The organism is Nocardia sp. NPDC051052 (assembly GCF_044456045.1).
In the GTDB taxonomy this organism is placed as follows: Bacteria; Actinomycetota; Actinomycetes; order Mycobacteriales; family Mycobacteriaceae; genus Nocardia.
In genome coordinates, this window is record NZ_JBITFL010000006.1 from 377,745 (window position 1) to 404,532 (window position 26,788).

The following is a 26,788-nucleotide window of genomic DNA, read 5'->3' on the forward strand; positions in this document are numbered from 1 at the left end:
ACCTAGGGCCATTAGGTTTGGCAAGTTCGCCGAATTGCCTGCGCCTCGGAAGTCGCCGACACGGCGCGGGTCGCCGTCCGCCGCAGCGACCCGCACTCGTGATCGACGTTGCCGAGCGGTTAGTGAATCAAGCTGCAGGACATATTGATTGACGCCCACACCGGCGCCGCGCGCTCAGCCGACGGCAGCGCCGAACCACTTAGGCAACTGGCCGAGCAACTCCTGCTGATCCTCACCAACCCACGCCACGTAACCGTCCGGCCGCAGCAACACCGCGGGCGCGTGCAGTTCCTCACTGACATCGACGACGTGATCGACGCGATCCGCCCAGCCCGCCACCGAAAGCCGTCCGGTCTGATCGAGCAGCAGCCCGCGACCCTCATGCATCAGCTCGAAGAGCCGCCCCCGCTTCAACCCCACGTCCCGCAGCCGACGGCCGAGCAGTTCATGGCCCGTGCCGAAGTCGTAACGAACGCCGATCCCGATGATCATCTCGGTCAAATACCGGCTGACGACGTCGAAGTCCATCAGTTTCGCCACCAGCCTGCGCGCCGCCTGCGGCCCCGGCTCGAGCGACACCAACTCCATCTGGGCGCGCGTGTTGTCCAGCACATCGGCGGCGACCGGGTGCCGTTCGGTGTGATAACTGTCCAGCAGACCCTCCGGCGCCCAGCCGTCGATCTCGGCGGCCAACTTCCAGCCGAGGTTGAACGAGTCCTGGACACCGAGGTTCAGCCCCTGCCCACCCATCGGCGGATGGATATGCGCCGCGTCGCCTGCCAGAAACACCCGACCGACCCGGTAGCGCTCGGCCTGCCGAGTGGCATCACCGAAGCGGGAGAGCCAGCGCGGCGAGTGCACGCCGAAGTCGGTGCCCGCGGTCGCCAGTAGCTGGTGCTTCAGCTCGTCCAGGGTCGGCGGGACCGTGCGATCCTCGGCCACCGTCGCGGCAGGCGCGACGACCCGGTACACCCCATTTCCGAGATGCCCGGCGCCGAAACGCAACTGGGTCTTGCGGACTTCGGCGTTCACGGCGTCGATCGTTTCCTGAGGCGCGGTCAGCTCTACCTCGCCGAGCAGCGTATCGACCCTGGTCGGCTCGCCGGGGAAGTCGACTCCGAGCACCTTGCGCACCGTGCTGCGCCCACCGTCGCAGCCGACGAGGTACCGCGCGCGCAGCTGCGTACCGTCGGCCAGTTCGGCGGTCACCCCGTCCGTATCCTGGCTCAGCCCGACCAGCTCGCAGCCGCGGCGGATCTCGACGCCGAGTTCGACAGCGTGCTCGGCCAGCAGGCGATCGGTGGTGGGCTGCGGGATGCTGAGGACGTACGGGTGTGAGGTGTCCAGCTCGGGCGTCGGTGTGCGAATGCCCGCGAAGAAACCATGGAGCTGGTTCTTCGTACCGAGCGCGAGAAACCGCTCGAGCAGTCCACGCTGATCCATGATCTCGATGGTGCGCGCGTGCATGCCGAGCGCACGGACGATCTTGGTCGGCTCCGCATCCTTCTCCAGCACGAGAGCCCGCACGCCGCGCAGCCGCAACTCGCTGGCCAGCATCATGCCGGTCGGTCCGCCGCCGACAACGATCACGTCAATCATCAAAAACTCTCCATTCAACAAGGTTCGACCACCGCGCAGCCCGCCGACGCCAACATGTCCGCAACCGCACCACTGATCCCGGCTCAACGCCCCACACACGCGGTCGCGCGACACCATCATTTCCGCAGGTACCGGCGTCGGCCGATCATTGTGCGGCACGACGGGGGTCTTGCGGCAAGGCCCCCGGTGCGATATATGTTGAAGGGGGACAGGGAGTGAATTCACCTCCTTGCCCTTACTTATTTCTCGTCCGCCGAGGCGGCAGAACCCCGCATCGAGCAATTCCGCTGTCGGCCGATGAGTTTCAGACGCGAAAACCGTCAACAGTCATGAGCACCCAGCACCATCCTCAGAGGAGCACTCATGACCCAGACCTCGGCCGTCTCCACCCACACCCTCGACGTCCCCGGCGCCCACCTGTACTACGAGCTGCGCGGCAGCGGCCCGCTGATCGCCATGGTCGGCGCCCCGATGGCGGCCGCCGCCTTCGCGCCGGCGGCCGATCTGCTCGCCACCGACCACACCGTGCTCACCATGGACCCGCGCGGTCACCGGAGCAGCGTGCTCGACGACCCCGAGCAGGACTCGACTCCCGAACTGCGCGCCGACGACCTGGCCCGCATCATCACCCACCTCGACGCGGGCCCCGCCGTGGTGCTCGGTTCCAGCGGCGGCGCGGTCACCACCCTGGCGCTGGTCCAGGCGCACCCGGAACTCGTCAGCACCGCGATCGCGCACGAGCCGCCGCTGAATCAACTGCTCGACAACCACGACGAATTGCGGATTAGCACAACGGATCTCGTCGCCACCTACGCCAGCGGCGACACGCTCGGCGCCTGGCGGAAGTTCTTCGCCAACGCCAACATTCAGATGCCGGAGCCGGTGTTCGAGCAGATGTTCGGCGGCGACCGCGACCCGATCGATGTGGCCAGCGAACGCTTCTGGTATCTGCACGAGATCGAGGGAACCGGTTGGTGGCAGCCCGATCTCGCGGTACTGCGCGCGACGCCGGTCCGGGTGGTGGCGGGCATCGGAGCTGCCTCGGCGGACCAGTTCTGCGACAAGACGACGCGCGCGCTGGCCGCGCAACTCGGCGTCGAACCCACCATGTTCCCTGGCGGTCACACCGGATTCGTCGAGGACCCGGCCGCTTTCGTCACCCGGCTGCGTGCAGTGCTCAGTTGATTCGCCGGCGCGCGGTCATGCCGACGCCGCGCGGGACACGGTGACGTCCTGGACGGCGGAGCTGCCCACGCCGCCGTCCAGGACGTACACCGGGCGGCCTGATGAGGGTCGAGGTCGCCCGGCGTCACCGCCCACGTGGTCCGGCACGCGGGCACTGACGTTCTGTTAGGTGAGCCCCCTGATGAATTCGGCCAGGTACTGACCGCTGTAGTCGGGCTTACCGTTGTTCTGCACCGCGGCCGCGCCGATCGTGTCGATGTGCGTGTAGCCCGGCAACGTCTCCACCTGCGCGGTCGCCCCGGTAGGCACCCACGTGCCGACGCCGTACTGCACGACACTGTCGCCCGCGTAGGCGATGAAGTTCGGCTTGGTGCGACTCATGTTGTGGTAGCGCAAGTTGACCATGTCGCCAGTGCGCGCGCCGGTCATCCCGGCACCGAGGTCGATGATCATGCGCAGCGGAAAGTAGGTCTCCCAGTAGGCCGTTGGCGCGCCGGTGCCCAATTGCCGGGCCACCTGGTTGATGTCGGAGGTCTCCCGGCTCGGCGCGGTCCACGGCACGCCGACGACGTCGTTGTAGTTGCGCCACGTGTAGAGCGCGTTGCGGTCGGTCGGCGCGACGCGGGTCTGCGGGCCCGCGCTGATCCGCAGGTAGTTGCCCAGCACCGGAATCTGGGTCGCCCCACCGCCGTTCGGGAACGTCTTCTCCTGCACCGGGCCACCGGACAGCGCACCGACCCCTTGCTGCAGCAGCGCGAAGTTGCCGGAGTTGTTGTCGATGAACGTGCCGAGCAGCGCCGCGTTGGTGAACCGGTAGTCGCGAATGGTGCCTTCACCGTCGCCACCGCCGGTCGCCACCGCCGCCCAACTCTGGCCGAACATGGTGGTGAGCGTCGCGTCGACCTCGGGATCGTGCAGATGAGCGAGCAGCTGACTCTCGTCGTTCGGCGCGAGATGCGCGGCGAGTCCGGCGAGCCGGTAGAGCATCATCGCCTTGGTGCCGATCACCGGAACCGGGCCGAACGTGCGCATCGGCAGCACGCCGCTGTCGAAACCCGCCTTCAGCACGTTGTTCGTCGGGCTCATGAGCGCGTCGGTGACATCGTGGAAGAACGGCGTGTTCTGAATGGCGGCCGGATCCGAGGAGACCATCGAGTCCTGCGCGGCGAACGCGGCGCATTGGTTGTAGCCCGCGTCGGCCTGGGTGGCCGGGTTGCCGTCGAAGTCCCAGTCCGAGAAGAACCCGGTGACCATTCCGCCCATCGAAATGCCGGTGCAGACGTATTTACGTTGCCGCTCAGCCTGATCCGGGATCTCGTGCAGCATGATCTCGTACTGGTCCCTGATCACCCGCTCGACGCCGATCGAGTCGAGAATCGGCAGGTCCTGCGAGTTCTTGAAGCCGGGGAAGGTGCGCCCGTCGATCGGCTTGCCGTTGAAGTAGTAGTCGACCGCGTCCAGGTAGTTCCCGGTCTGCAGGGCGTAGTCGAAGCCCGCTGTCTCATCCAAGCAGGCGCCGCGCCGTGCCAGCGACCAGAACTCGATGTTGCGGCCGAGCGTCTTCGCCGAGCGTACGGTGTTACCCGCGACGCCCTCGGAATTGACTGCGCCACCGGCCAATCCCTGCTGCTGCACCACTACCGCATCGGCATCGCGCGAGTTCTCCGGGCCGCCGACCGGCCGATAGCGCAGGTAGCCGGTGCGATCGCAGGCCTCCGGATGTGCGGGGGCGTTGGCGGGCAGCGGCAGCCGGAAGCTGACGTAGGACACTACGATTCCGTCGCGCGTCGCGACCGGCTGCTCCTGCCGATCCGTCGCTACCGATGCCGGCGCTTCGTCGGCCGCCGCCGCCAGCCCCGGTGGGACCAGGCCTGCGGCAACCACCGTCATCACCACCGTTGCCGCCCAACCATTTCGGCGCTCTACGCGCCGCCGCCCCTGTTGTACCGACCGTCCGAGACGCCGCGCCGCTATTCTCACGGTCAGTGACGTTGCCATGCGGAACGGTCCACGTCACTGGGAGATTTGTCAGGAGTTTGCCATGGTGTTCATGCAGTTCGCCAAGATCGACACCGGCGGATTCCGGCCAATGTTGTTCCGGCTCAGACGGACGGGCCGCGCGGATGGTTAGGTGCCAAGTACGGCGAACGGAGGGGCTTCATGTCCGAGGACATCAGGTTGGGGCGTTCGGGCGATGCCGGCCGCCGGAAGCGGAGGCCCGGCGCGATCGTCCTCGGTGCGATCGTTGCCGCGCTTGCGGTGAACACGGTCCTGGCGTCACGGGATACCGCGGCCGCGACGGGCGAGCGGCAGGTGCGGCTGCGGGACGGCGACCTCCACGTCGTCGACGACGGACCACCCGACGCGCCCGCGCTGCTGCTCATCCACGGCAACGCCAGTTCGACGGCCTGGTGGGATCCGGTCGTCCCGGCCCTCGCCGCGCGGTACCGGGTGATCCGCGTCGATCTGCTCGGTCACGGACAGTCCGCGAAACCCATTGCCAGATATGATGTTCCGGCACAGGGCCGCCGATCGGCCGAGCTTTTGGATGAACTCGGCGTCGCCAACGCCACGATCATCGCGCACTCCATGGGCGGCATGGTCGCCACCGCGCTGGCCGAGCGGCGACCCGACCTGGTGACCGCGCTGGCACTCATCGATTCGGCGCCGAGCCCCGGCGCTCCCATCCGGCAGCCGCTGATTCCCCGGCTCGTTCCGGTACCCGTGCTCGGTCAGCTGCTGTGGCGATTGCGCGCCGACGAGCAGATCCGAGCCGGACTGGCCACCGCCTTCACCCGCGATATCGACCTCCCCGCCGCCGTGATCGATGGCGTGCGCGGCATGACCTACCGCTCGTTCACCAAGTCGCCCAAGGAAGCCGGCCGGTTCATCGCCGCGCGGACGCTGCCCGATCGCCTGGCTGTCCTCGACCGTCCCGTCCTGGTCATCTTCGGTAGCGAGGATCGGCGGGTGCGGTCCGCCGCTGCCCAGGAGTACCAGATCGTCCCGGATGCGCGGATCGAGATGGTTCCTGGGGTTGGCCATACTCCGATGCTCGAAGACCCGCAGCGGACCATCGACCTGTTGCTGGATTTCCTCGCGCGGCACAATGCTGCTCCGACGCGCCGGGACTGAGCAGAAGTCTCCCGAATCGCGTCCTCGGTTACAGTCGCCCCATGTTCCGCGTATGGGTGTTCGCGCTGGTTACCGCGGTGACGACGACGTGGGTCGCGGTGCCCGCGCAGGCTTCGGCGGCGGAGCAGGGCGGGCGTGAGGTGATCGCGCAGATGTTCGGCTGGAACTGGCGATCCATCGGCCGCGAATGCCAGTCGACGCTCGGCAGGCTGGGTTACGGCGCCGTGCAGACCTCGCCGCCGGAGGAGCATTCTCTCTTGCCGGAGAAGGGGTTTCCTTGGTGGCAGAGTTACTCCGCGGTGTCGCATAGGTTGGAGAGTCGCTTCGGCACGCGCGATGAGCTGGCGTCGATGGTTCGCAGCTGCCATGCCGCGGGCGTGCAGGTCTATATCGACGCGGTGATCAACAATATGTCCGCGACGACCGGCTGCGGTATCGGCAGCGGCGGCACACCGTACTGCCACTACTGGTATCCCGCGGTGCCGTACAACGATCGCGACTTCCACCATTGCGGAACACCGGACGATGCCGTCACCGACCTGCATGACCGCGCCCAGGTGTTCCACTGCCAGTCGTTCAACGGGGCAGACGTAGCGACCGAGGACGACTCCGTCCGGGACCGGATCGCCGCGTACCTCAACGACCTGCTCGCCCTCGGCGTCGACGGGTTCCGCGTCGACTCGGCCAAATACATTCCGCCCGAGGACCTCGCGGCCATCGAACAGCGCCTGACCCGCCCGGCCTACGTCTATCAGGAAGTCATCTACGGCTGGCAGGAAGCCGTGCAACCCGAGGAGTATCTGGCGACCGGCGCGGTGATGGACCTCCGCTACGCTGGCACCTTGAGCCAGATCTTCCGCCAGGGACGCCTCGCCTGGCTGCGCACCTTCAGCGCGCCGCTGCCATCCGACAACACCGTGGTTTTCGTGGCCAACCACGACACCGAACACAACAATTCCACCCTGACCTACGCCGACGGCGACCGATACACCCTGGCCAACGCGTTCATGCTCGCCTGGCCCTACGGCCGCCCAAAAGTGCTCAGTGGCTACGCATTCAGCTCCTACGACGAGCCGCCGCCCTCCGACCCGCTCGGCCGCGCCATGGACGCCACGTGCGGCGACGGCCACTGGTTGTGCGAACACGCCTGGCCCGGCATCGGCGGCATGGTCGCCTTCCACCAGCAGGTGCACGGTCAGCCGGTCGTCGACTGGTCCGACAATGGTGGCAACCGGATCGCGTTCGGCCGCGGCAACGAGGGATACCTCGTCATCAACGGCGAGGACTTCCCGGCGACCGAAGGCGCCTACCACACCTCGCTTCCCGCAGGCCACTACTGCGACATCCTGCACGGCACGGTTGAGGCGGGAGTTTGCACGGGCCTGACCTACGAAGTCGACAGCACCGGCCTGCTCCACGCCGACGTCGCCGCCCGATCCGGTCTCGCGCTCCACACCGGTGCCACAGTCACCGACTAGCTCCCTCGGTTGCCACCCTCAGCGTCCGGGTGGCGATCCCGAGTCAGGGTGCGGATTTCGATCTGAGCGCACGGCAAAAGGGTCTGCCGCACACCCGATGTGGGTGTGCGGCAGAGGTGAACAGCCAGAGCTACTTCAGCGGACGAACGTTGACGCCCGATCGGCCAAGTCGAGGACCATCTGCGGGAAGATGCCGAGGATAACGGTGGCTCCCGCACCGAAGGTGACGACGGTGGTGGTGAGGAAGGGGGAGACCACAAGAGGAGCGTCGGCGGGTGGGTCGGTGAAGAACATCAGGACAATGACCCGAATGTAGAAGAAGGCGGCGATGGCGCTGCAGATGACGCCGACGATGACCAGGAAGGTGGCGTCGCCGGCGGCGGCTGCTTCGAAAACGGCGAACTTGCTGACGAATCCGCTGGTCAGGGGGAGACCGGCGAAGGAAAGCAGGAACAGGGCGAAGACGCTGGCGAGCCAGGGGGAGCGGCGGCCCAGGCCTGCCCATTGGGAGAGCGCGCTGACTTCCTCACCGGACGCGTCGCGGACCAGGCTGACGACGGCGAACGCGCCGACGGTGCCGACGCCGTAGGCGACGAGATAGAACAGGATCGCCGAGACGCCCTTGTCGTTGGCGGCGACCAGGCCGGTCAGGATGAAACCGGCATGCGCGACAGAGGAATACGCGAGCATCCGTTTGACGTCGGTCTGCGTGATGGCCATGATCGCGCCGACCGCCATGGTGGCGATGGCGATGGCGGCGAGCACCGGACGCCAGTCGTCGCGCAAGCCGGGCACCGCGACCTGCAGCACGCGCAACAACGCACCAACTGCCGCGATCTTGGTCGCGGCCGCCATGAACGCCGTAACCGGTGTCGGCGCACCCTGATACACGTCGGGCACCCACGACTGGAACGGCACCGTCCCGATCTTGAACAGCAGTCCGACGGACAGCAACGCCACCCCGAGCAACGCGAGCATCGCGTTATCCGGATGCAGCGCAATGGCATCGGCGATGCCAGCCAGCTTGACCGTGCCGGCCTGCCCGTACAGCAGCGCGACACCGTAGAGGAAGAACGCCGACGAGAACGCACCGAGCAGGAAGTACTTCAGCGCCGCTTCCTGCGACAGCAACCGCTTGCGCCGGGCGAGCCCGCACAGCAGATACAGCGGCAGCGACAACACCTCGAGCGCGACGAACATGGTGAGCAGATCATTGGACGCCGGGAACAACAGCAACCCGCCGACCGCGAGCAACGTCAACGGGAACACCTCGGTCGTCGCGATCCCGGCCCGCAACGCGGTCCGTTCCATCGCGCTACCCGGCACCGAAGAAGCCTGCGGCGTAAACGCATCCACGCCACGTCCGAGCGTCGCCGCGGCCGCACTCCAGGTGCCGGGGCCACTGCGCGCCTCGACGCGCGGCTCGGCACCGCGCTCGCCCATGAACAGCACGCCGAGGATCGTCACCACCAGGATGGTGCCCTGCAGGAACAGCGTCACGCCGTCGACGGCGACCGCACCGCCGATCGCGGTGGCCTCGGTCCCGGCCAACAGCACCACCGCGACGAGCGCGCCCACCAACCCGGCGACGCTCAGCAGCAGCTGCGTGCCGAACCGGAACCGCCGCCCCATGAACGCTTCCACCAGCACACTGATCACCGCGACACCGAACACGATGAGCATCGGCGAAAGGTGCCCGTATTCGATGTCCGGCGCCGGAATCGCCGCGGCGAGGGTTGTTCCGTAGCCCGAAGAAATCACTGCAGTCACTTAGGCCGTCCTCGAGAAGGAGATCACCGCGGCGAGCAGCCCCGCGACGATGAGAGCGATGGCGACGCGAACACTGGTGCGACTCATTTGTGGACACCTCCGGGATGATCGGCCTTACCGGCCTCGGGCAGCGCGGGCACCGCCGGTGCGGGATCGTGCTTGCCTATGGTCGTCAACGTCTGGCTCACCGCGGGATTGATGAAGTCCAGGATCGGTTTCGGGTACACGCCGAGGAACAGCAGCGCCGCGATCAACGGCACCACCACCGCGAGTTCGCGGGGCACCAGGTCGTAGATGCGTTCGTTGCCGTCCTTGACCGGCCCGGTCATCATCCGCTGGTACATCCACAGCACGTACAGCGCCGCGAGCACCAGCGCGCCGGTCGCGATCACCGCGGCGAACTGGTAGCGGCTGAATGTGCCGACCAGCACCAGGAACTCGCTGACGAACGGCGCGAGCCCGGGCAGCGAGAGCGTCGCCAAGCCCGAGATGAAGAACGTGCCCGCCAGTATCGGCGCCACCTTCTGCACCCCGCCGAAGTCGGCGATGAGCCGAGTACCGCGGCGCGACACCAGGAAGCCCGCGATCAGGAACAGCGCGGCCGTGGAGATGCCGTGGTTGACCATGTACAGCGTCGCGCCGGTCTGCCCCTGACTGGTCATCGCGAAGATGCCGAGAATGATGAAACCGAAGTGCGAGATCGAGGTGTAGGCGATCAGCCGCATCACATCGGTCTGCCCGATGGCGAGCAGCGCGCCGTAGATGATGCCGATCACCGCGAGGGTGATCACCAGCGGCGCATAGGTACTCGACGCGTCCGGGAACAGCATCAGGCAGTAGCGCAGCATGCCGAAGGTGCCGACCTTGTCGACCACCGCCATCATCAGCACCGCACTCGACGGTGTCGCGGCGACGGCGGCGTCCGGCAGCCAGGTGTGCAGCGGCCACAGCGGCGCCTTCACCGCGAACGCGAACATGAACCCGAGGAACAGCGCGTTGAGCACCGCGGGTGCCGCGCCGAGCTGTCCGGAGTTGGCCGCGGTGACCACCGTGCGGAAATCGAAGGTGCCCGCCGATCCCGCGCCGATCCCGTCCCGAGCGGTGACCACGTACAACCCGATCACCGCGGCCAGCATGATCAGCCCGCCGAACAGGTTGTACAGCAGGAACTTCACCGCCGCCCGCGACCGCTGCTGCCGCAATTCCAGGTTCGCCGACCGCGGCCCGAAGCCACCGATGAGGAAGTACATCGGAATCAACATGGCTTCGAAGAACACGTAGAACAGCAGAATGTCGAGCGAGACAAAGGAAATCAGCACCATCGCCTCGACCAGCAAGGTGAGCGCGACGTAGGTATGCGACACCCGCCGCCCGCTGCCCACCTCGCGGTCGTCGTGCCAGCCCGCCAGGATCAGCAACGGCACCAGCACCGTGGTGAGCAGCACCAGCACCAACGCGATCCCGTCGACCCCGACGGTGTACCCGGCACCGAACGCCGGTATCCACTCGTGGTCCTCGACGAACTGATACTGCGCCCCTCCGGGTTCGAAGCGCACCGCCAGCACAATGGCGAACACCAGCACCGCCACCGACACCACCAGCGCCAGGCACCGCGCGAGCACCCTTTGCGCGGCGGGCAGCACCAACACGATGACCGCGCCGATCGCCGGCGCCAACCACAACGTGGTCAACCAGGGAAAGTCCGTCACCACAACCTCACAGCCAGCAGGGCGGCGGCCACCAGGGCCGCGCCGGTGAACATGGACAAGGCGTACGAGCGCACGAAACCGGTTTGGACTCGGCGGATTCGGCCCGACAGGCCGCCGATCAGCGCGGCGGTTCCGTTGACGATGCCGTCGATGCCTCGGTTGTCGAGGAATACCAGCGCGCGGGTCAGGTAGCTGCCCGGGCGCATGAAGGCCGCCTCGTTGAGCGCGTCACCGTAGAGGTCCTTGCGGGCCGCGATGGTCAACGCGGACACCGCTTCCGGTGCGGTCTCGGGGATTTCGCGCTGCGCGTACTGGTAGTAGGCGAAGCCGACGCCGATGGCGACCACCACCAGCGCGAGCGCGGTGACGACGCCCGCGGGGACGGTTTCCTCGCCGTGATGCGCGCCGACCACCGGTGCCAGCCAGTTCTGCAGTGAGGAACCGAACGCGAACAGCGCACCCGCCGCGACCGATCCGATGGCGAGCAGGATCATCGGCCCGGTCATCACCGCGGGGGATTCGTGCGGATGCGTCTCCGGCTTCCAGCGCTTCTCGCCGAAGAACGTCATCATCATGACCCTGGTCATGTAGAACGCGGTGAGTCCCGCACCGAGCAACGTCACCAAGCCCAACGTCAGGCCGCTGGCGCCGCCCTGGTTGAACGCCACCTCGATGATCTTGTCCTTGGAGAAGAACCCGGCGAACGGCGGCACCCCGATGATCGCGAGGTAGCCGAGCCCGAAGGTGACGTAGGTGATCGGCAGCAGTTTGCGCAGTCCGCCGTAGCGGCGCATGTCGGTCTCGTCGTCCATCGCGTGCATCACCGAACCGGCTCCGAGGAACAGTCCGGCCTTGAAGAATCCGTGGGTGAGCAGATGCATGATGGCGAAGGCGTATCCGGCCGGGCCGAGGCCCGCGGCGAGCACCATGTACCCAATCTGGCTCATGGTGGACGCGGCCAGGGCCTTCTTGATGTCGTCCTTCGCGCAACCGACGATCGCACCGAAAAGCAGTGTCACCGCACCGACCAGGACAACGCCCAGTCGCGCGTCGGGTGCCAGGTCGAAGATCGGCCCGGACCGCGCGATCAAGTACACCCCGGCGGTCACCATGGTTGCCGCGTGGATGAGCGCCGACACCGGGGTCGGGCCTTCCATCGCGTCGCCGAGCCAGGACTGCAGCGGCACCTGCGCGGACTTACCGCACGCGGCGAGCAACAGCAGCAACCCGATCGCGGTGAGCGTGCCCTCCCCGGCCTGCGACGCACCCGCGAACACGTCGGTGAAGTTGATCGATCCGAAGGTCGAGAACATGACGAACATGGCGATCGCCAGCCCCATGTCGCCGACCCGGTTGACCACGAACGCCTTCTTGGCCGCCGTGGCCGCCGTCGGCTTGTGGTACCAGAACCCGATCAGCAGGTAGGACGCCAAACCGACGCCCTCCCAGCCCAGGTAGAGCACCAGGTAGTTGTTCGCCAGCACCAGCAGCAGCATGGCCGCGAGGAACAGGTTGAGGTAGGCGAAGAATCGCCGCCGTCCCGGATCGTGGCTCATGTAGCCGATGGAGTAGACGTGGATCAACGACCCGACGCCGGTGATCAGCAACGCGAAACACATCGACAGCTGGTCCAATTGGAGGCTGAAGTCGGCCTGCAGCCCGGCCACCGGCACCCAGCTGAACAGGTCGGTGTGGATGCCGCGCTGCGCGGTGTCGCGCCCGAGCATGTCGAAGAACCCGATCCCGGCGACCACGAAGGCGGCCAGCGCCATCATCGTGCCGACCAGGTGGCCCCACTTGTCGCTGAAACGACCGGTGAGCAGAAGGATTATCGCGCCTGCCAGGGGCAGGGCGGGCAGCAGCCAGAGCGTCGCCGTCTCCATCTCAGAACTTCAACAGGTTGGCGTCGTCGACCGAGGTCGAGCGGCGGGCGCGGAAGATGGTCATGATGATGGCAAGGCCGACAACGACTTCGGCCGCGGCGACCACCATGGTGAAGAACGCGAACACCTGGCCGTCCAGGTTCGAGTGCAGCCTGGCGAAGGTGACGAAGGCCAGGTTCGCCGCGTTGAGCATCAGCTCGATGCACATGAACACCACGATGGCGTTGCGCCGCAACAGCACTCCGGCCGCGCCGATGGTGAACAGCAAGGCGGACAGGAACAGGTAGTTCTCGGGATTCACCGGTTGCCTTCCTCGTCGCTCTGGTTCTCGGTCGCGTGGACGGGCGCCGTGTCCTGCGCCGCTACCGAGATGACGGCCGCTTCGGTGAGCGCCCGGGTGCGGCGGTGCCGCAGAATGGTGCTGACCGACAGTTCCTCGAAGGACCCGTCGGGCAGCCTGGCCGGAATGTCGACCGCGTTGTGCCTGGCGTAGACGCCGGGCGTCGGCAGCGGGGTGGCGCGGTGGCCCGCCTCGCGGAACCGGCGCACCGACATTTCCCGCTGGCCGATCTTCGGACCGAACTGCTCGCGGTGCGCGAGCACCATCGCGCCGATGGTGGCGGTGATGAGCAGCGCGCCGGTGAGCTCGAAGGCCCACACGTAGCGGACGAAGATCAGTTCGGCGAGCTCGCCGATCACGTCGCGTCCGGCGAATCCGGTTGCCGGGAAGGCGATGCCGGATTCACGGATGCCGCGGGCGATGCCGCTGATCAGCAGCAAACCGAACCCGATGCCGACGGCCGCGGCCGCGAGCTGCTGTCCGCGCAGGTTCTCCTTGAGCGATTCGGTGGAGTCGACACCGACCAGCATGAGCACGAACAGGAACAGCATCATGACCGCGCCGGTGTAGACGACGATCTGCACCACACCGAGGAACAGCGCGTCCTGTGCCATGTAGAACACCGCGAGCACGATCATGGTGGCGGCCAGGCAGATCGCGGAATGCACGGCCTTGCGGGCGAATACCATGCCGAGCGCGCCGACCACGGCCAGCGGCGCGAGTACCCAGAAGTCCACCGCTTCGCCGGTGGAGGTCCGGGTGAGCGGCTCGGCAGCGAGGATGAGTTCGTTCACCGCACGCCTCCTTCCACACCCGCCGCGGCGGGCTGTTTCGGACTGTCCGTCACCGGGGTTCCGTTGCCGCCGTTGGTTTCCTGGATGCTGCCGAGCACGTTGCCGAGGTAGTAGTCGGCCTCGTCGGTGCCGGGTTGCATGGCGTGCGGCGGCGCGGTCATGCCCGGCTGCAGCGGAGCGAGCAGCCGGTCCTTCTCGTAGATCAGACCGGCGCGGTTGTCGTCGGTCATCTCGTAGTCGTTGGTCATGGTCAGCGCCCGGGTCGGGCACGCCTCGATGCACAGGCCGCAGCCGATGCAGCGCAGATAGTTGATCTGATAGACCTGCCCGTACCGTTCACCGGGCGAAAAGCGTTCGGTCTCGGTGTTATCCGCGCCTTCGACGAAGATGGCGTCGGCGGGGCAGGCCCAGGCGCACAGCTCGCAGCCGATGCACTTCTCCAGCCCGTCCGGGTGCCGGTTGAGCTGATGACGCCCGTGATAACGCGGCGCGGTCGGCACCTTCTGTTCCGGATAGAACTCGGTGTTCGGCTTCTTGAACATGGTCGCCGCGGTGACCAGAAACCCGGCCAGCGGATCGAACAGGCCCGACTTGGCGACGTCGCGTGGCTGTGCGGGCAGCGGCGGCGTCGGGAACCCGAGGAACACCGCAGTGTCCGCGGTCGCCGCCGCGGGTTCCGGCTCGGCCGGTGGCGCGGCGCCACCCCGGCGCCCGGCGCGCAGGAACGTGCCCACCAGCAGCACCGAGATCACCAGGCCGCCGATGACCAGCGCCGGCGTCTGCACGTAGTAGCCCTCGGCCTGCAGCACCCGAGCGCCGCCGACCAGCATGACCCACAGCAGCGAGGTCGGGATCAGCAGCTTCCAGCCGAGGTTCATGAACTGGTCGTAGCGCAGGCGGGGCAGCGTGCCGCGCAACCAGATGAACACGAACAGGAAGCCCCACACCTTGGCGGTGAACCACAGCACCGGCCACCAGCCGGTGTTCGCACCGGCCCACAGGCTCAACGGCCACGGCGCGTGCCAGCCACCGAGGAACAGGGTGGTGGCGAGCGCGGAAACCGTGGCCATGTTGATGTATTCGGCCATCATGAACATGGCGAACTTCAGCGAGGAGTACTCGGTGTGGAAGCCGCCGACCAGCTCGCCCTCGGCCTCGGGCAGGTCGAACGGTGCCCGGTTGGTCTCACCGACCATGGAGACGCAGTAGATGAGGAACGAGGGCAGCAGCAGGAAGACGTACCAGGTGTCGTGCTGTGCGGACACGATGCCCGAGGTGGACATGGTGCCGCCCAGCAGGAACACGGTGGCGAAGCACAGTGCCATCGCGATCTCGTAGGAGATCACCTGCGCGGTCGAGCGCAGTCCGCCCAGCAGCGGATAGGTGGAACCCGACGACCACCCGGCGAGCACGATGCCGTACACGCCGATCGAGGTGATCGCCAGGATGTAGAGCACCGCCACCGGCATATCGGTGAGCTGCAACGCGGTGTGGTGGCCGAAGACGGAAACCTCGGGGCCGAACGGGATCACCGCGAACGCCATCACCGCCGGGATCAGCGAAATGATCGGCGCCATGATGAAGATCGGCTTGTCCACGATGGCCGGGACGATGTCTTCCTTGAGCGCCATCTTGACGCCGTCGGCGATGCTCTGCAGCATGCCGAACGGGCCGATCCGGTTCGGGCCGATGCGCATCTGCATGCGCGCCACGATCTTTCGCTCCGCGACCACCGCGATCATCGGGATGAGCAGCAGGAAGATGAAGATGGCGACGGACTTACCGATCACCAACCACAGGGGATCGTGGCCGAACAAACTGAGGTCACTCATGCCTGCGCCTCGCTACGCTCGGCTCCGGCACGAGCGACGCACGCTGTGTTGCTGATTCGTTCGCTTCGCTCACTCATGCCTGTGCTCCTTCATCCTCTCGTCGGACCGCCGCAGCTGCACGATGCCGCCGGGCTGGGTGGCCAACTGTTCGGCGATCGAGCTGCCCGGTGAATGCTGCGGCAGCCAAACCACCCGGTCGGGCAGGTCGGTGATCATCAACGGCAGCGTGACGGTGCCGTGCTCGCTGGCGACGGTCACCAGATCGTCTGTCGCGGCGCCGATTTCGGCGGCCGTCGCGGGCGACAGCCGGACCACCGGGGTGCGGGCGATGCCGGCCAGGTTGGGTTCGCCGTCCTGCAGGCGGCCCAGGTCGAGCAGCATCCGCCAGCTGGCCAGCACCGCGGTGCCGGGCCCCGGCTGGGTCAGCGGATGCGGGCGATGCGCGGGCGCCGCGACGGCCGTGCCGTCCCAGGCGCCGAGTTCGGCGAGTTCGGCGCGGGCCGCGTCGGTGTCGGGCAGCCCGAGGCGCACCTTCATCTCGTCGGCGATGGCTTGCAGCACCCGCTGATCCGAGAGCGGGGCGGATTGGCGGCGCACCATGTCGTCGCCCAGCGCGGCGGCGAACGGACGCGGCCTGCCCTCCCAGTTGCGGAAGGTGCCGGACTTCTCCGTCGCCGTGGCGACCGGGAACACGACGTCGGCGCGCTCGGTGACCGCGCTGTGCCGCTGCTCGAGGCTGACGACGAATCGTGCGGCGTCGATGGCGGCCAACGCGCCCTTCGGGTCCGGCAGATCGATGACGTCGACGCCGCCGATCACCAGCGCACCGAGCCCGGGCGCCGCGTCCAGGATGGCCGCGGTGTCGCGACCGGCCGTGACCGGCAGATCCGGCACGTTCCAGACCGCCCGAACCTGTTGGCGGGCAGCGGGATCCGAGACCGGGCGACCGCCGGGCAGCAAGCCCGGCAACGCGCCCGCCTCGACCGCACCGCGCTCACCGGCGCGCCGCGGTACCCACGCCAGCGCCGCTCCGGTCTCGTCCGCGAGCCGGACGGCGGCGGAGAGCGCACCGGGGATTCCGGCCATCCGCTCACCGACCATGATCACCGCGCCGGGTTCGCGAAGCAGCCGTGAGACGTCGGCGATCTGCGTGGGATCGGCTCCCGGCGTTGCTGTTTCGCCATTGCGCACCGCGTCGAGCAAATGCGGCTCGGCGCCGGGCATCGCCTGCATCAGCTTGCCCGACATCCGGTCGAGACCGCGCGAGGAGTACGGCGCCATCGAGTAGATCGGCAACCGACGTTTACGTGCGGCCTTGCGCAGGCGCAGGTAGACGATCGGCGACTCTTCCTCCGGCTCGAACCCGACGAGCAACACGATCGGCGCGGTCTCCAGGTTGTCATAGCTCACCGCCATGCCCTGGCCCGCCACCCGCGCGGCGAGGAAGTCGGCCTCCTCGGCCGAGTGCGCCCGCGCCCGGAAGTCGATATCGTTGGTGCCCAACGCGATTCGCGCGAACTTGGCGTAGGCGTAGGCCTCCTCCTCGGTGACTCGGCCACCGACGAGGACCCCCGCGCTGCCGAACGCGGCAGCCAAACCCTCCGCGGCCGCGGCGAGCGCCTCGGACCACGAGGCCGGTGCGAGGTTGCCGTCCCAGCCGCGCACGAGCGGCGTGCTGAGCCGGTCGCGTTCGGCGGCGTAGGCGAAGGCCCAGCGGCCCTTGTCGCAGTTCCATTCCTCGTTCACCTGCGGGTCGTCCCCGGCCAACCGGCGGAGCACCTTGCCGCGGCGGTGATCGGTGCGCTGCGCGCAACCGGACGCGCAGTGCTCACACACATTCGGGCTCGACACCAGGTCGAACGGGCGGGCGCGGAACCGGTAGCTGGTGCCGGTCAGCGCGCCGACCGGGCACACCTGCACGGTGTTGCCGGAGAAGTAGGAATCCAGCGGCTCGGCCTGCGCGGTGCCGACCTGTTGCAGCGCACCGCGTTCCAGCAGTTCGATGAACGGGTCGCCGGCGATCTGCTGGGAGAAGCGGGTGCAGCGCGCGCACAGCACGCAGCGTTCCCGGTCCAGCAGCACCGCGGTGGACAGCGGAATCGGCTTGGGATAGGTGCGCTTTTCGCCCTCGAAGCGGGTCTCGGCGCGACCGGTGGACATCGCCTGGTTCTGCAGCGGGCATTCACCGCCCTTGTCGCACACCGGGCAGTCGAGGGGGTGATTGATGAGCAGCAGCTCCATCACGCCCTCCTGTGCCTTGTCGGCCACCGGAGAGGTCAGCTGGGTGCGCACCACCATGCCGTCGGTGACGGTCATGGTGCACGAGGCGACCGGCTTGCGCTGGCCCTCGACCTCGACGATGCACTGGCGGCACGCGCCGACCGGGTCGAGCAGCGGGTGATCGCAGAAGCGCGGGATCTGGATACCGATCAGCTCGGCGGCCCGGATCACCAGGGTGCCCGCGGGCACGCTGACGGTGGTGTCGTCGATCGTGACGGACACCAGATCCGCTGGGACGACCCCACTGGTATCGGCGTTCACGGTGGCCGGCCCACCCGTCGCCCGACCGCCACCCCTCATCGAATCGCTACGCGATGCCGTCATCACGCACTCCTTCCGTGTCCTGATCACGCGAATGCGGCTCGGACCCAACGCCGTTCGCCCACGCGGTGGACCGCGCCGGATCGAACGGGCAGCCGCCGGTGGTGATGTGGTCGACGTACTCTTCGCGGAAGTACTTCAGCGACGAGATGATCGGGCTGGCCGCGCCGTCGCCGAGGGCGCAGAACGACTTGCCGTTGATGGTGTCGCTGATATCGAGCAGCTTGTCCAGATCGGACTCGGTGCCCCGGCCCGACTCGATGCGCTGCAGCAGCTGCACCAGCCAGTAGGTGCCTTCCCGGCACGGCGTGCACTTGCCGCAGGATTCGTGCATGTAGAACTCGGTCCAGCGCAGCACGGCGCGCACCACACAGGTGGTGTCGTCGAAGATCTGTAATGCCTTGGTGCCCAACATGGATCCGGCCGTAGCCACACCCTCGTAATCGAGTGGCACGTCCAGATGCGCGGCGGTGAACAGCGGCGTGGACGAGCCGCCCGGGGTCCAGAACTTCACCGTGTGCCCGGCGCGCACGCCACCGGCGTAGCCGAGCAGTTCGCGCAGGGTGACGCCGAGCGGCGCCTCGTACTGCCCGGGCCGATTCACGTGGCCCGACAGCGAATACAGCGTGAAGCCGGGGGACTTCTCGCTGCCCATCGACCGGAACCATTCGGTGCCGTTGAGCAGGATCGCAGGCACGCTGGCAATGGATTCCACGTTGTTCACCACGGTCGGGCAGGCGTACAGGCCCGCGACGGCGGGGAACGGCGGCCGCAGCCGCGGCTGACCGCGACGCCCTTCCAGGGAATCCAGCAGCGCGGTTTCCTCGCCACAAATGTAGGCGCCCGCTCCGGCGTGCACGATGAGTTCGAGGTCGTAACCGGAGCCGAGAATATTGCGGCCCAGGAACCCCGCCTCGTAGGCCTGCGCGACGGCGGCTTGCAGTCGGCGCAACACCGGAACCACTTCACCGCGCACGTAGATGAACGCGTGCGCGGCGCGGATGGCGTAGGAGCCGATGATGATGCCCTCGATGAGCGCGTGCGGGCTCGACAGCATCAACGGAATATCTTTGCACGTACCGGGTTCGGACTCGTCGGCGTTGACCACCATGTAGTGCGGCTTGCTCACACCGTCGGGTCCGGCGCCCTGCGGGATGAAGCTCCACTTCATGCCCGTCGGGAAGCCCGCGCCGCCACGGCCGCGCAGTCCGGCGTCCTTGACGGTCTGGATGACCTGGTCCGGCTCCATCGCCAGCGCCTTGCGCAGCGCCTGGTAGCCGTCGTGGCGGCGGTAGGTGTCCATCGTCCACGACTGCGGGTCATCCCAGTACCTGCTGAGTACAGGGGTCAGCGTCATTTAGGCGCCCTCCGAATCCTGGTGCGGCCCAGCGGTGTTCATGTTCTGCTCGCGCGCGACCCGCAGGCCGGCCAGGGTGGCCTCGCCTACCGCGTGGTCGAGCACGCCGGGACGCTCGTCGGGGAAACCGGCGAGGATGCGCGCGGTCTCCTTGAACGTGCACAGCGGCGCGCCGCGCGTCGGCGTCACCTGTTGTCCCGCGCGCAGCGAATCCACCAGTGCCTGAGCCGATTCCGGGGTCTGGTTGTCGAAGAACTCCCAGTTGACCATGATCACCGGCGCGAAATCGCAGGCCGCGTTGCACTCGACATGCTCGAGGGTGATCTTCCCGTCGGCGGTGGTGTCGCCGTGACCGATGCCGAGATGCCGTTCCAGCGTGGCGAGGATGGCGTCGCCACCCATCACCGCGCACAGCGTGTTGGTGCACACGCCGACGTGAAAGTCGCCGGTCGGGGTGCGCCGGTACATCGAGTAGAACGTGGCCACCGCGGTGACCTCGGCGCCGGTCAAACCCAGCTGGTCGGCACAGAAGTCGATGCCGGTGCCGGTGACACAGCCCTCTTCGGCCTGCACCAGGTGCAGCAGCGGCAGCAGCGCCGATCGCGGTTCCGGGTAGCGGCCGATAATCTCCTTGGCGTCCAATTCGAGTCGTTCACGCACGAACGGCTGGAACGGTTCTGGTCGGGTACTGAGCTTCAGCATGATCTCGGTCATCGGTCCACTCCGCCCATAACCGGGTCGATGCTGGCGACCGCGGCGATCACGTCGGCGACCATGCCGCCCTCGCAGGTCGCCGCTACCGCTTGCAGATTGGTGAACGAGGGGTCGCGGTAATGCACCCGGAAAGGCCGGGTGCCGCCGTCGCTGACCATGTGCACGCCCAGCTCGCCGCGCGGTGACTCGACGGCGGTGTACACCTGCCCGGCCGGCACCCGGATGCCCTCGGTGACCAGCTTGAAGTGGTGGATGAGTCCCTCCATGGACGTGCCCATGATCTTGCCGATGTGCTTGGGGGAGTTGCCGAGTCCGTCCGGCCCGAGCTGCAGGTCGGCGGGCCAGGCGATCTTCTTGTCGTCGACCATCACCGGGCCGGGACGCAGCTTGTCCAGGCACTGTTCGACGATCTTGAGCGATTCCTTCATCTCGTCTACCCGGATCACGTAGCGGCCGTAGCAGTCACAGCCGGTGGTGGTGGGGATGTCGAATTCGTAGTTCTCGTACCCGCAGTACGGCTGGGCCTTGCGCAGGTCGTGCGGCAGGCCGGTGGCGCGCAGCACCGGGCCGGTGATCCCGAGGGCCATGCAGCCCTGCAGGTTCAGGTAGCCGATGTTCTGCGTGCGGGCCTTCCAGATCGGGTTCGAGGTGAGCAGCTGCTCCATGTCCTTGAGCCGCTTGGGCATCAGGGCAAGCAGCTCACGGACTTTCGCGACACCGTCGTCGGGCAGGTCCTGGGCCAGGCCGCCCGGGCGGATGTAGGCGTGGTTCATCCGCAGCCCGGTGATGGTCTCGAACACGTCGAGGATCAGTTCGCGCTCCCGGAAACCGAACAGCATCGGGGTGAGCGCGCCCAGTTCCATGCCGCCGGTGGCCAGCGCCACCAGATGCGAGGAGATGCGGTTCAGCTCCATCAGCATGACCCGAATGATGTTGACCCGCTCCGGGATCGCGTCGGTGATGTCGAGGAGTTTCTCCACGCCGAGGCAGTACGCCGTCTCGTTGAAGAACGGCGAGAGGTAGTCCATCCGGGTGACGAAGGTGACGCCCTGGGTCCAGTTGCGGAACTCCAGGTTCTTCTCGATACCGGTGTGCAGGTAGCCGATGCCGCAACGTGCCTCGGTGACCGTCTCGCCCTCGATTTCGAGGATGAGCCGCAGCACGCCGTGCGTGGACGGGTGCTGCGGGCCCATGTTGACGACGATGCGTTCCTCACCGGCGCCGCGCAGCGAGTCGGAGACCTCTTCCCAGTCCTGACCGGCGACGGTGACAACTGTGGGTTCCGGCCCAGCGTCGCCAGCGACGTCGGGCCGGGTGTCAGTGTCGTTCAGCCCACCCGTCGCCCGACCGCCACCCCTCACGGAATCGCTTCGCGATGCAGTCATTAGTTGTACGCCCTCCGCTCGTCGGGCGGCGGTATCCGCGCGCCCTTGTACTCGACCGGGATGCCGCCCAGCGGGTAGTCCTTGCGCTGGGGGTGGCCGCGCCAGTCATCGGGCATCAGGATTCGAGTGAGCGAGGGGTGCCCGTCGAAGATGATGCCGAAGAAGTCGTAGGTTTCCCGCTCGTGCCAGTCGGTGGTCGGGTACACCTCGTACAGCGACGGAATGTGCGCGTCGGCGTCGGGGGTGGACACCTCGACGCGCAGCCGCCGGTTGTGCGTGATCGACATGAGCGGGTACACCGCGTGCAGTTCGCGGCCCGCGTCGTCGGGGTAGTGCACGCCGCTGACGCCGAGGCTCAGCTCGAAACGCAGTGCGGGATGGTCACGCAACACCTGCGCGACCGGGACCAGGTGCTCGCGGTGCACGTGCAGGGTGAGTTCGCCGCGGAACACGACGATCTTCTCCAGCGCGGTCTCCAGCCGGGTACCTGCCGCGCCGAGCGCGGTGCGCAGAGCGTCGACGACCTCGTCGAAGTAGCCGCCGTAGGGCGCGGGTGTGCTGCCGGGCAGGCTGACCGGGCGGACCAGGCCGCCGTAACCGGAGGTGTCGCCGGAGCCGGTGACGCCGAACATGCCGTGCCGCACGCCGATCACCTCCGCGCCGGCGGCCTGCTGGTCGTCCTCGGTGGGCAGGGTGCCTTCCGGTCCCGCCGTCGCGGCCGCGTCGATCTCGTCGTGCGCGGTGGTGGTGTTGTTGTCGGACGAATCGAACGTCATCGCAGCAGACCCTCCATCCGGATGGTCGGGGTCGAGGCAAGTGCCGCGGCCTCGGCGGCCTTGATGGCCTCTTCGCGATTGACGCCGAGCGGCGTCTCCTGAATCTTGGCGTGCAGCGCCAGGATCGCGTTCAGCAGCATCTCCGGCCGCGGCGGGCAGCCGGGCAGGTAGATGTCGACCGGCACCACGTGGTCGACGCCCTGGACGATGGCGTAGTTGTTGAACATGCCACCCGAGGACGCGCAGACGCCCATGGCGAGCACCCATTTCGGCTCGGTCATCTGGTCGTAGACCTGACGTAGCACCGGGGCCATCTTCTGGCTGACCCGCCCGGCGACGATCATCAGATCGGCCTGCCGCGGCGAGGCGCGGAACGCCTCCATGCCGAAGCGGGCGATGTCGAAACGGCCACCGCCCGTTGCCATCATCTCGATGGCGCAGCAGGCGAGGCCGAAGGTGGCGGGCCACAGCGAGCCCTTACGCATGAACCCGGCGAAATCCTCAACGGTGCTCAGCAGGAATCCGCTGGGCAGTTTTTCCTCTAACCCCATATCCGACTAACCTTCACTTCCACTCGTCGCCCGAACACGTTGCGCGGCAATCACTCCCAGCTGAGCCCACCGCGTCGCCATTCGTAGGCGTATGCCACCGAGACGTTGAAGATGAACAACGCCATCGCGGCGAGACCGAAGAGACCGAGCGCATCGAAGTGGACTGCCCACGGGTAGAGGAACACGATCTCGATGTCGAAGATGATGAACAGCATGGCGGTGAGGTAGTACTTCACCGGAAAGCGTTGGCCCGTCACGTTTCCCGGACCGCCCGCGATGGCGTGCGGTGTCGGTTCGATGCCGCACTCGTACGGCTCGAGCTTGGCCCGGTTGGCCCGTTTCGGCCCGACCAGGGCCGCCATGACGATGGAGAACACCGCGAACGCCGCGGCGATCGCGCCTAAGACCAGAGTGGGCATTTCGATATTCACGACTGCGCTCTCCCTTTAATCTGCGCGAGCCCCTCCTTGCGAGCTGGAGCCTGCGGGTGGGTCGCCCGTTGCCGGACGGCAGCTTCCGAGGCGAGCTGACGTCGTTGTCCGCCTCGGCCAGACACGCCCCATGGCCTGCTCGACGCGAGTAGGGCTGGTACCCGCGCTGGTGTGAGCTAGGGCACAGCCTACAACTGATCGCTCTGAGTGCTACACGTTTGGCCGCAGCGTTTGATCGAATTCGCGACGTCGATTCATGACTGAAACGGGGGTAATCCGGGGGCTTGTCACGTGACGTTGGCTGACCGGTCAGTCTGTGCTGCGGAAATACCGCTGGCGCTGCGGTTTTCGGGGCGTCATTGCAGGGTTCACCGGAATCGATCGCAACGTCGAACGGTTAACTCACCGCTTCCTTCCGGATCGAGCGCGGTGGGTTTGTCCGAATTGGCAGCAGTGCATCCGGTGCAGGTCAAGAGCGATTGATTAATGCACACTCTGCATAAGTGGGTGTGTGGAACCGGACTATTCAGGCTGCCGAACGGTTGCGCAGCAACCCGACGACGGCCTCGGTGAGCCGGATCGGATCGATCGGATGCGACACCGCCGCTTCCGCGCGCGACCAGTTGGCCAGCCAGGCGTCGTCGGGACGCCCGGTGAGCACGAGTACCGGTGGGCAGTGCTCGATTTCGTCCTTGAGTTGCTTGGCGATGCCGAGCCCGCCGGTCGGCGCCGACTCACCGTCGAGGATGACGAGGTCGATGCCGCCCGCGTCCAGGTTCTCGATCACCACGGGGCCGGTGGCCACTTCTAGGTAGTCGAGGGACGGTAGTTCGGGGTGCGGGTGTTTGCCCAGTGCCAGGATCACCTGGCGCCGGGTATCGGCGTCGTTGCTGTATACGAGGACCCGCAGAGGGGTGGAACGAGTCGAGTCGGCCACCAGCGCATGCTACTTCCGCGAGGGTCCCGTCCGTGGCATGTTGGGCCAGATCCGCCTCCGCGCGTCGCGGAGCTCGGTCGATCTCGTGCGTCGCCGGGAGTGCTTGCCGCCGAAGGACGATCGCAAGTTATCCGTAAGAATCGGCCGGTAAAGTGCCCGAAATGCGGGGAGATCTAACCCAGGCGCTCGTCGATACCGACGTGTGGACCGATGAAATGCTGGACAGCACCGGGATTCCGGTGATCGATGTGCCGTTCGTGACGATCGGCAGTGGGATCGGGTCGTTCGTCACCTATGACACGTTGCGGATCTTCGGGGTGCCCGCGCAATCGATGGCGGTGCTCGGGCCGCAGGAGCACCCGTGGTCGTCCTATGAGTATCTGACGCGGGTGTCGCAGATTCCGCGCGGCGAGCGGTTGCGCAGCGACTCGGCGTCGGAGCCGGACAACATGTGGGGGTTCCCGTCCTACGCGGTGCGCGAGGCCATCGCGGACAAGTCGATCAGGCCGCTGTGGAATGTGTTCGTGGAGCCGATCTTCGCGAACTACTACACGCCGCGGGCGGGGGCGGCGTTCGCCGGGATGGAGCGTGAGTTCCGGCGCATCGACTACGCGAGCTCGTTGCATCGTGGGCAGGTTCGCATGGTGCGCAAACGTCAAGGCGGCGGGTACTTCACCGTGCTGACCCCCGCCGAGGGGTCGACGCCGACCAAGCGGGTGGCGTTTCGCAGCACGTATGTGCATGTGGCCGTGGGGTATCCGGGGCTGAAGTTGCTGCCGGATCTGCAGGAGTATCGCGAGACGCATCGGGATCCGACTCGGGTGGTGAACGCGTATGAGCCGCACGAGCACGTCTATCAAGCGTTGCAGCGCAGGCAGGCGACAGTGCTGATCCGCGGTAGCGGGATCGTGGCGAGCCGGGTGTTGCAGCGGCTCATCGATGATCGGGACAGGTTGCAGTTGAACACGCAGATCCTGCACCTGTTCCGGACCTACGTCGCAAGATCGCACGGCAAGAATGTGTTCAACCGGCGCCCGGGGGCCGACGGCTGGGCCTACCAGGGCTTCAACTATCCGAAGTCGGTGTGGGGCGGGCAGCTCAAGCGGAAGATACGTACGTTGCAAGGCGAGCAGCGGGCCGCGGCGTACAAGGAAATCTCCGGGACCAATACGCCGATCCGGTCCTCGTGGCAGGAGCAGTTGAAGCGCGGGCGCAAACAGGGGTGGTATCAGGTGATGGCCGGGACCATGCGCGCACCGCGGCCCGCCGAGGGACGGCAAGGGGTGGTCGCCACGATCATTCCCGACCCCACCGCGGAGCTGCCGACTCCGCCGCCGACGCAACCTTTCGACACCACAGTCGATTACATCATCGACTGCACCGGACTCGAAGCCGACATCCGTGAGCATCGGCTGCTGGCAGACCTGCTCGATCACGCCGGTGCCGGGCGTAATCCGGTGGGGCGCTTGGATGTGGACACCACCTTCGAGTTGATCGGCACGCGAAGTGGCACCGGACGCATCTATGCATCCGGTAGCGCGACGCTGGGTGGGCCGTTCGTCGGAGTCGACACCTTCCTCGGCTTGCAGATCGCCGCGCAGGAGATCGCGGACGATCTGGCGGCGCTGGGATTCTGCCGCCGGATGGGTCCACTGCGCTCGACGCGCCAGTGGTGGTCATGGGTCACCAACAAGAAGATCTGAGCTGATGCTGCCAACTTTGAACGGGCGAATGCAGACCCGCGTCCTTGCGCTGAGCGTGATCGGGTTTTTCGTCGCGCTGATCATCACCCCGTTCCTGCCCACCGGCTCGCTGAGTCTCGGGCAGGCCTACCGGGTGACGTTGTCCGTCCTGCTCGCCATCGTGCTGATCGGGGTGCTGTGGGAGTTGCTCTACCATTTCTTACAACAGTTCCGCTGGGAAAAGGATTGGCCGACCCTGTTCGGCTTCTGCACCATGGTCAACGAGGGGGCGCTCATGTGGGTGCTCATCCGGTACACGACCGTGGTGTTGCCCGAGGCGCTGCATCCGTCGCTGACCGCGTTCCTGATTCAGTTCATCGTCACCTGGATTGTGTTCTGGCTCATCGTCAATGGGCCGATGCGGGTGGTGTTTCATCGGTGGCGTTTTCAAGGTGGCAGGTTCTTGTGAGTAGGCAGATCGAGGTTCTTCCCGGTGGTCACCTGGTGGCCGGTGCCGGCGGTGTTGTGGTGGTGGTCGCGCATCGAGGAGAGCGCGTGGTGACCGCGGATTCGGTGGCGGCGCGGGCAATGACCGAGCTGCTCGACATCGTGCGGCAAGCCGACGCGCG

21 protein-coding genes and 1 pseudogene are annotated in these 26,788 nt (G+C 67.0%); 5 read left to right on the forward strand and 17 right to left on the reverse strand.

What is annotated here, in order from left to right; all coding sequences use genetic code 11:
• Positions 1 to 174: 174 nt before the first annotated feature.
• Positions 175 to 1,599, reverse strand: a complete 1,425-nt coding sequence (rox, locus tag ACIBCN_RS22960; RefSeq protein ID WP_396993662.1) for a rifampin monooxygenase — start codon at positions 1,597 to 1,599, stop codon at positions 175 to 177.
• 363 nt (positions 1,600 to 1,962) lie between these two features.
• On the opposite strand from rox, the gene ACIBCN_RS22965 reads away from it, so the two are divergent.
• On the forward strand, positions 1,963 to 2,784 hold the full coding sequence (locus ACIBCN_RS22965; protein ID WP_396993663.1) for an alpha/beta fold hydrolase: 822 nt from the start codon (positions 1,963 to 1,965) through the stop codon (positions 2,782 to 2,784).
• A gap of 165 nt (positions 2,785 to 2,949) precedes the next feature.
• Here the strand turns inward: ACIBCN_RS22965 and ACIBCN_RS22970 are convergent, their stop codons facing one another.
• Positions 2,950 to 4,674, reverse strand: a complete 1,725-nt coding sequence (locus tag ACIBCN_RS22970) for a hypothetical protein (RefSeq protein ID WP_396993664.1) — start codon at positions 4,672 to 4,674, stop codon at positions 2,950 to 2,952.
• Between the two features lie 270 nt (positions 4,675 to 4,944).
• Between ACIBCN_RS22970 and ACIBCN_RS22975 the strand changes: the two genes are divergently transcribed.
• Both ACIBCN_RS22975 and ACIBCN_RS22980 read left to right on the forward strand, forming a co-directional pair.
• Positions 4,945 to 5,919 (forward strand): alpha/beta fold hydrolase, encoded by a 975-nt coding sequence (locus tag ACIBCN_RS22975; RefSeq protein WP_396993665.1) that lies wholly within the window; start codon positions 4,945 to 4,947, stop codon positions 5,917 to 5,919.
• A gap of 41 nt (positions 5,920 to 5,960) precedes the next feature.
• The gene (locus tag ACIBCN_RS22980) at positions 5,961 to 7,397 is read left to right on the forward strand and encodes an alpha-amylase family protein (RefSeq protein WP_396993666.1); all 1,437 of its coding nucleotides are present in this window, start codon (positions 5,961 to 5,963) and stop codon (positions 7,395 to 7,397) included.
• A gap of 135 nt (positions 7,398 to 7,532) precedes the next feature.
• Here the strand turns inward: ACIBCN_RS22980 and nuoN are convergent, their stop codons facing one another.
• The 15 genes and pseudogenes from nuoN to ACIBCN_RS23055 form a co-directional block, all read right to left on the reverse strand.
• Positions 7,533 to 9,158, reverse strand: a complete 1,626-nt coding sequence (gene nuoN, locus ACIBCN_RS22985; protein WP_396993936.1) for an NADH-quinone oxidoreductase subunit NuoN — start codon at positions 9,156 to 9,158, stop codon at positions 7,533 to 7,535.
• Between the two features lie 92 nt (positions 9,159 to 9,250).
• Positions 9,251 to 10,876 (reverse strand): NADH-quinone oxidoreductase subunit M, encoded by a 1,626-nt coding sequence (locus tag ACIBCN_RS22990; RefSeq protein WP_396993667.1) that lies wholly within the window; start codon positions 10,874 to 10,876, stop codon positions 9,251 to 9,253.
• A complete protein-coding gene (nuoL, locus tag ACIBCN_RS22995; protein ID WP_396993668.1) occupies positions 10,873 to 12,759 on the reverse strand; it encodes an NADH-quinone oxidoreductase subunit L in 1,887 nt (628 codons plus the stop codon). Before nuoL ends, ACIBCN_RS22990 begins: the two co-directional genes overlap by 4 nt.
• Before the next feature lies 1 nt (position 12,760).
• Positions 12,761 to 13,060 (reverse strand): NADH-quinone oxidoreductase subunit NuoK, encoded by a 300-nt coding sequence (gene nuoK / locus ACIBCN_RS23000; protein ID WP_357388746.1) that lies wholly within the window; start codon positions 13,058 to 13,060, stop codon positions 12,761 to 12,763.
• A complete protein-coding gene (locus ACIBCN_RS23005; RefSeq protein WP_396993669.1) occupies positions 13,057 to 13,893 on the reverse strand; it encodes an NADH-quinone oxidoreductase subunit J in 837 nt (278 codons plus the stop codon). The genes nuoK and ACIBCN_RS23005 overlap by 4 nt, the downstream gene beginning before the upstream one ends.
• Entirely contained in the window at positions 13,890 to 14,513 is a 624-nt protein-coding gene (gene nuoI, locus ACIBCN_RS23010; protein ID WP_396993937.1) for an NADH-quinone oxidoreductase subunit NuoI, read from the reverse strand. The genes ACIBCN_RS23005 and nuoI overlap by 4 nt, the downstream gene beginning before the upstream one ends.
• Positions 14,502 to 15,725: pseudogene (gene nuoH / locus ACIBCN_RS23015) on the reverse strand (NADH-quinone oxidoreductase subunit NuoH); the annotation flags it as partial. The pseudogene nuoH and the gene nuoI, both read right to left, overlap by 12 nt.
• Positions 15,726 to 15,794: 69 nt before the next feature.
• Positions 15,795 to 18,305, reverse strand: a complete 2,511-nt coding sequence (locus tag ACIBCN_RS23020) for an NADH-quinone oxidoreductase subunit G (protein ID WP_396993938.1) — start codon at positions 18,303 to 18,305, stop codon at positions 15,795 to 15,797.
• A gap of 7 nt (positions 18,306 to 18,312) precedes the next feature.
• Positions 18,313 to 19,683 (reverse strand): NADH-quinone oxidoreductase subunit NuoF, encoded by a 1,371-nt coding sequence (gene nuoF, locus ACIBCN_RS23025; RefSeq protein WP_396993670.1) that lies wholly within the window; start codon positions 19,681 to 19,683, stop codon positions 18,313 to 18,315.
• A complete protein-coding gene (gene nuoE / locus ACIBCN_RS23030) occupies positions 19,684 to 20,397 on the reverse strand; it encodes an NADH-quinone oxidoreductase subunit NuoE (RefSeq protein WP_396993671.1) in 714 nt (237 codons plus the stop codon).
• Positions 20,394 to 21,782, reverse strand: coding sequence for an NADH dehydrogenase (quinone) subunit D (gene nuoD, locus ACIBCN_RS23035; protein ID WP_396993672.1), 1,389 nt, complete (start codon positions 21,780 to 21,782; stop codon positions 20,394 to 20,396). Before nuoD ends, nuoE begins: the two co-directional genes overlap by 4 nt.
• Positions 21,782 to 22,558 (reverse strand): NADH-quinone oxidoreductase subunit C, encoded by a 777-nt coding sequence (locus ACIBCN_RS23040; protein ID WP_396993673.1) that lies wholly within the window; start codon positions 22,556 to 22,558, stop codon positions 21,782 to 21,784. Before ACIBCN_RS23040 ends, nuoD begins: the two co-directional genes overlap by 1 nt.
• Positions 22,555 to 23,109, reverse strand: coding sequence for a NuoB/complex I 20 kDa subunit family protein (locus ACIBCN_RS23045; RefSeq protein ID WP_396970174.1), 555 nt, complete (start codon positions 23,107 to 23,109; stop codon positions 22,555 to 22,557). Before ACIBCN_RS23045 ends, ACIBCN_RS23040 begins: the two co-directional genes overlap by 4 nt.
• Positions 23,110 to 23,159: 50 nt before the next feature.
• Entirely contained in the window at positions 23,160 to 23,528 is a 369-nt protein-coding gene (locus ACIBCN_RS23050; protein ID WP_396993674.1) for an NADH-quinone oxidoreductase subunit A, read from the reverse strand.
• Positions 23,529 to 24,066: 538 nt separating this feature from the next.
• Positions 24,067 to 24,477, reverse strand: a complete 411-nt coding sequence (locus ACIBCN_RS23055; protein ID WP_396993675.1) for a hypothetical protein — start codon at positions 24,475 to 24,477, stop codon at positions 24,067 to 24,069.
• Positions 24,478 to 24,638: 161 nt separating this feature from the next.
• Between ACIBCN_RS23055 and ACIBCN_RS23060 the strand changes: the two genes are divergently transcribed.
• Both ACIBCN_RS23060 and ACIBCN_RS23065 read left to right on the forward strand, forming a co-directional pair.
• On the forward strand, positions 24,639 to 26,180 hold the full coding sequence (locus ACIBCN_RS23060; protein ID WP_396993676.1) for a hypothetical protein: 1,542 nt from the start codon (positions 24,639 to 24,641) through the stop codon (positions 26,178 to 26,180).
• Between the two features lie 4 nt (positions 26,181 to 26,184).
• On the forward strand, positions 26,185 to 26,628 hold the full coding sequence (locus ACIBCN_RS23065) for a hypothetical protein (protein ID WP_396993677.1): 444 nt from the start codon (positions 26,185 to 26,187) through the stop codon (positions 26,626 to 26,628).
• Positions 26,629 to 26,788: the final 160 nt, after the last annotated feature.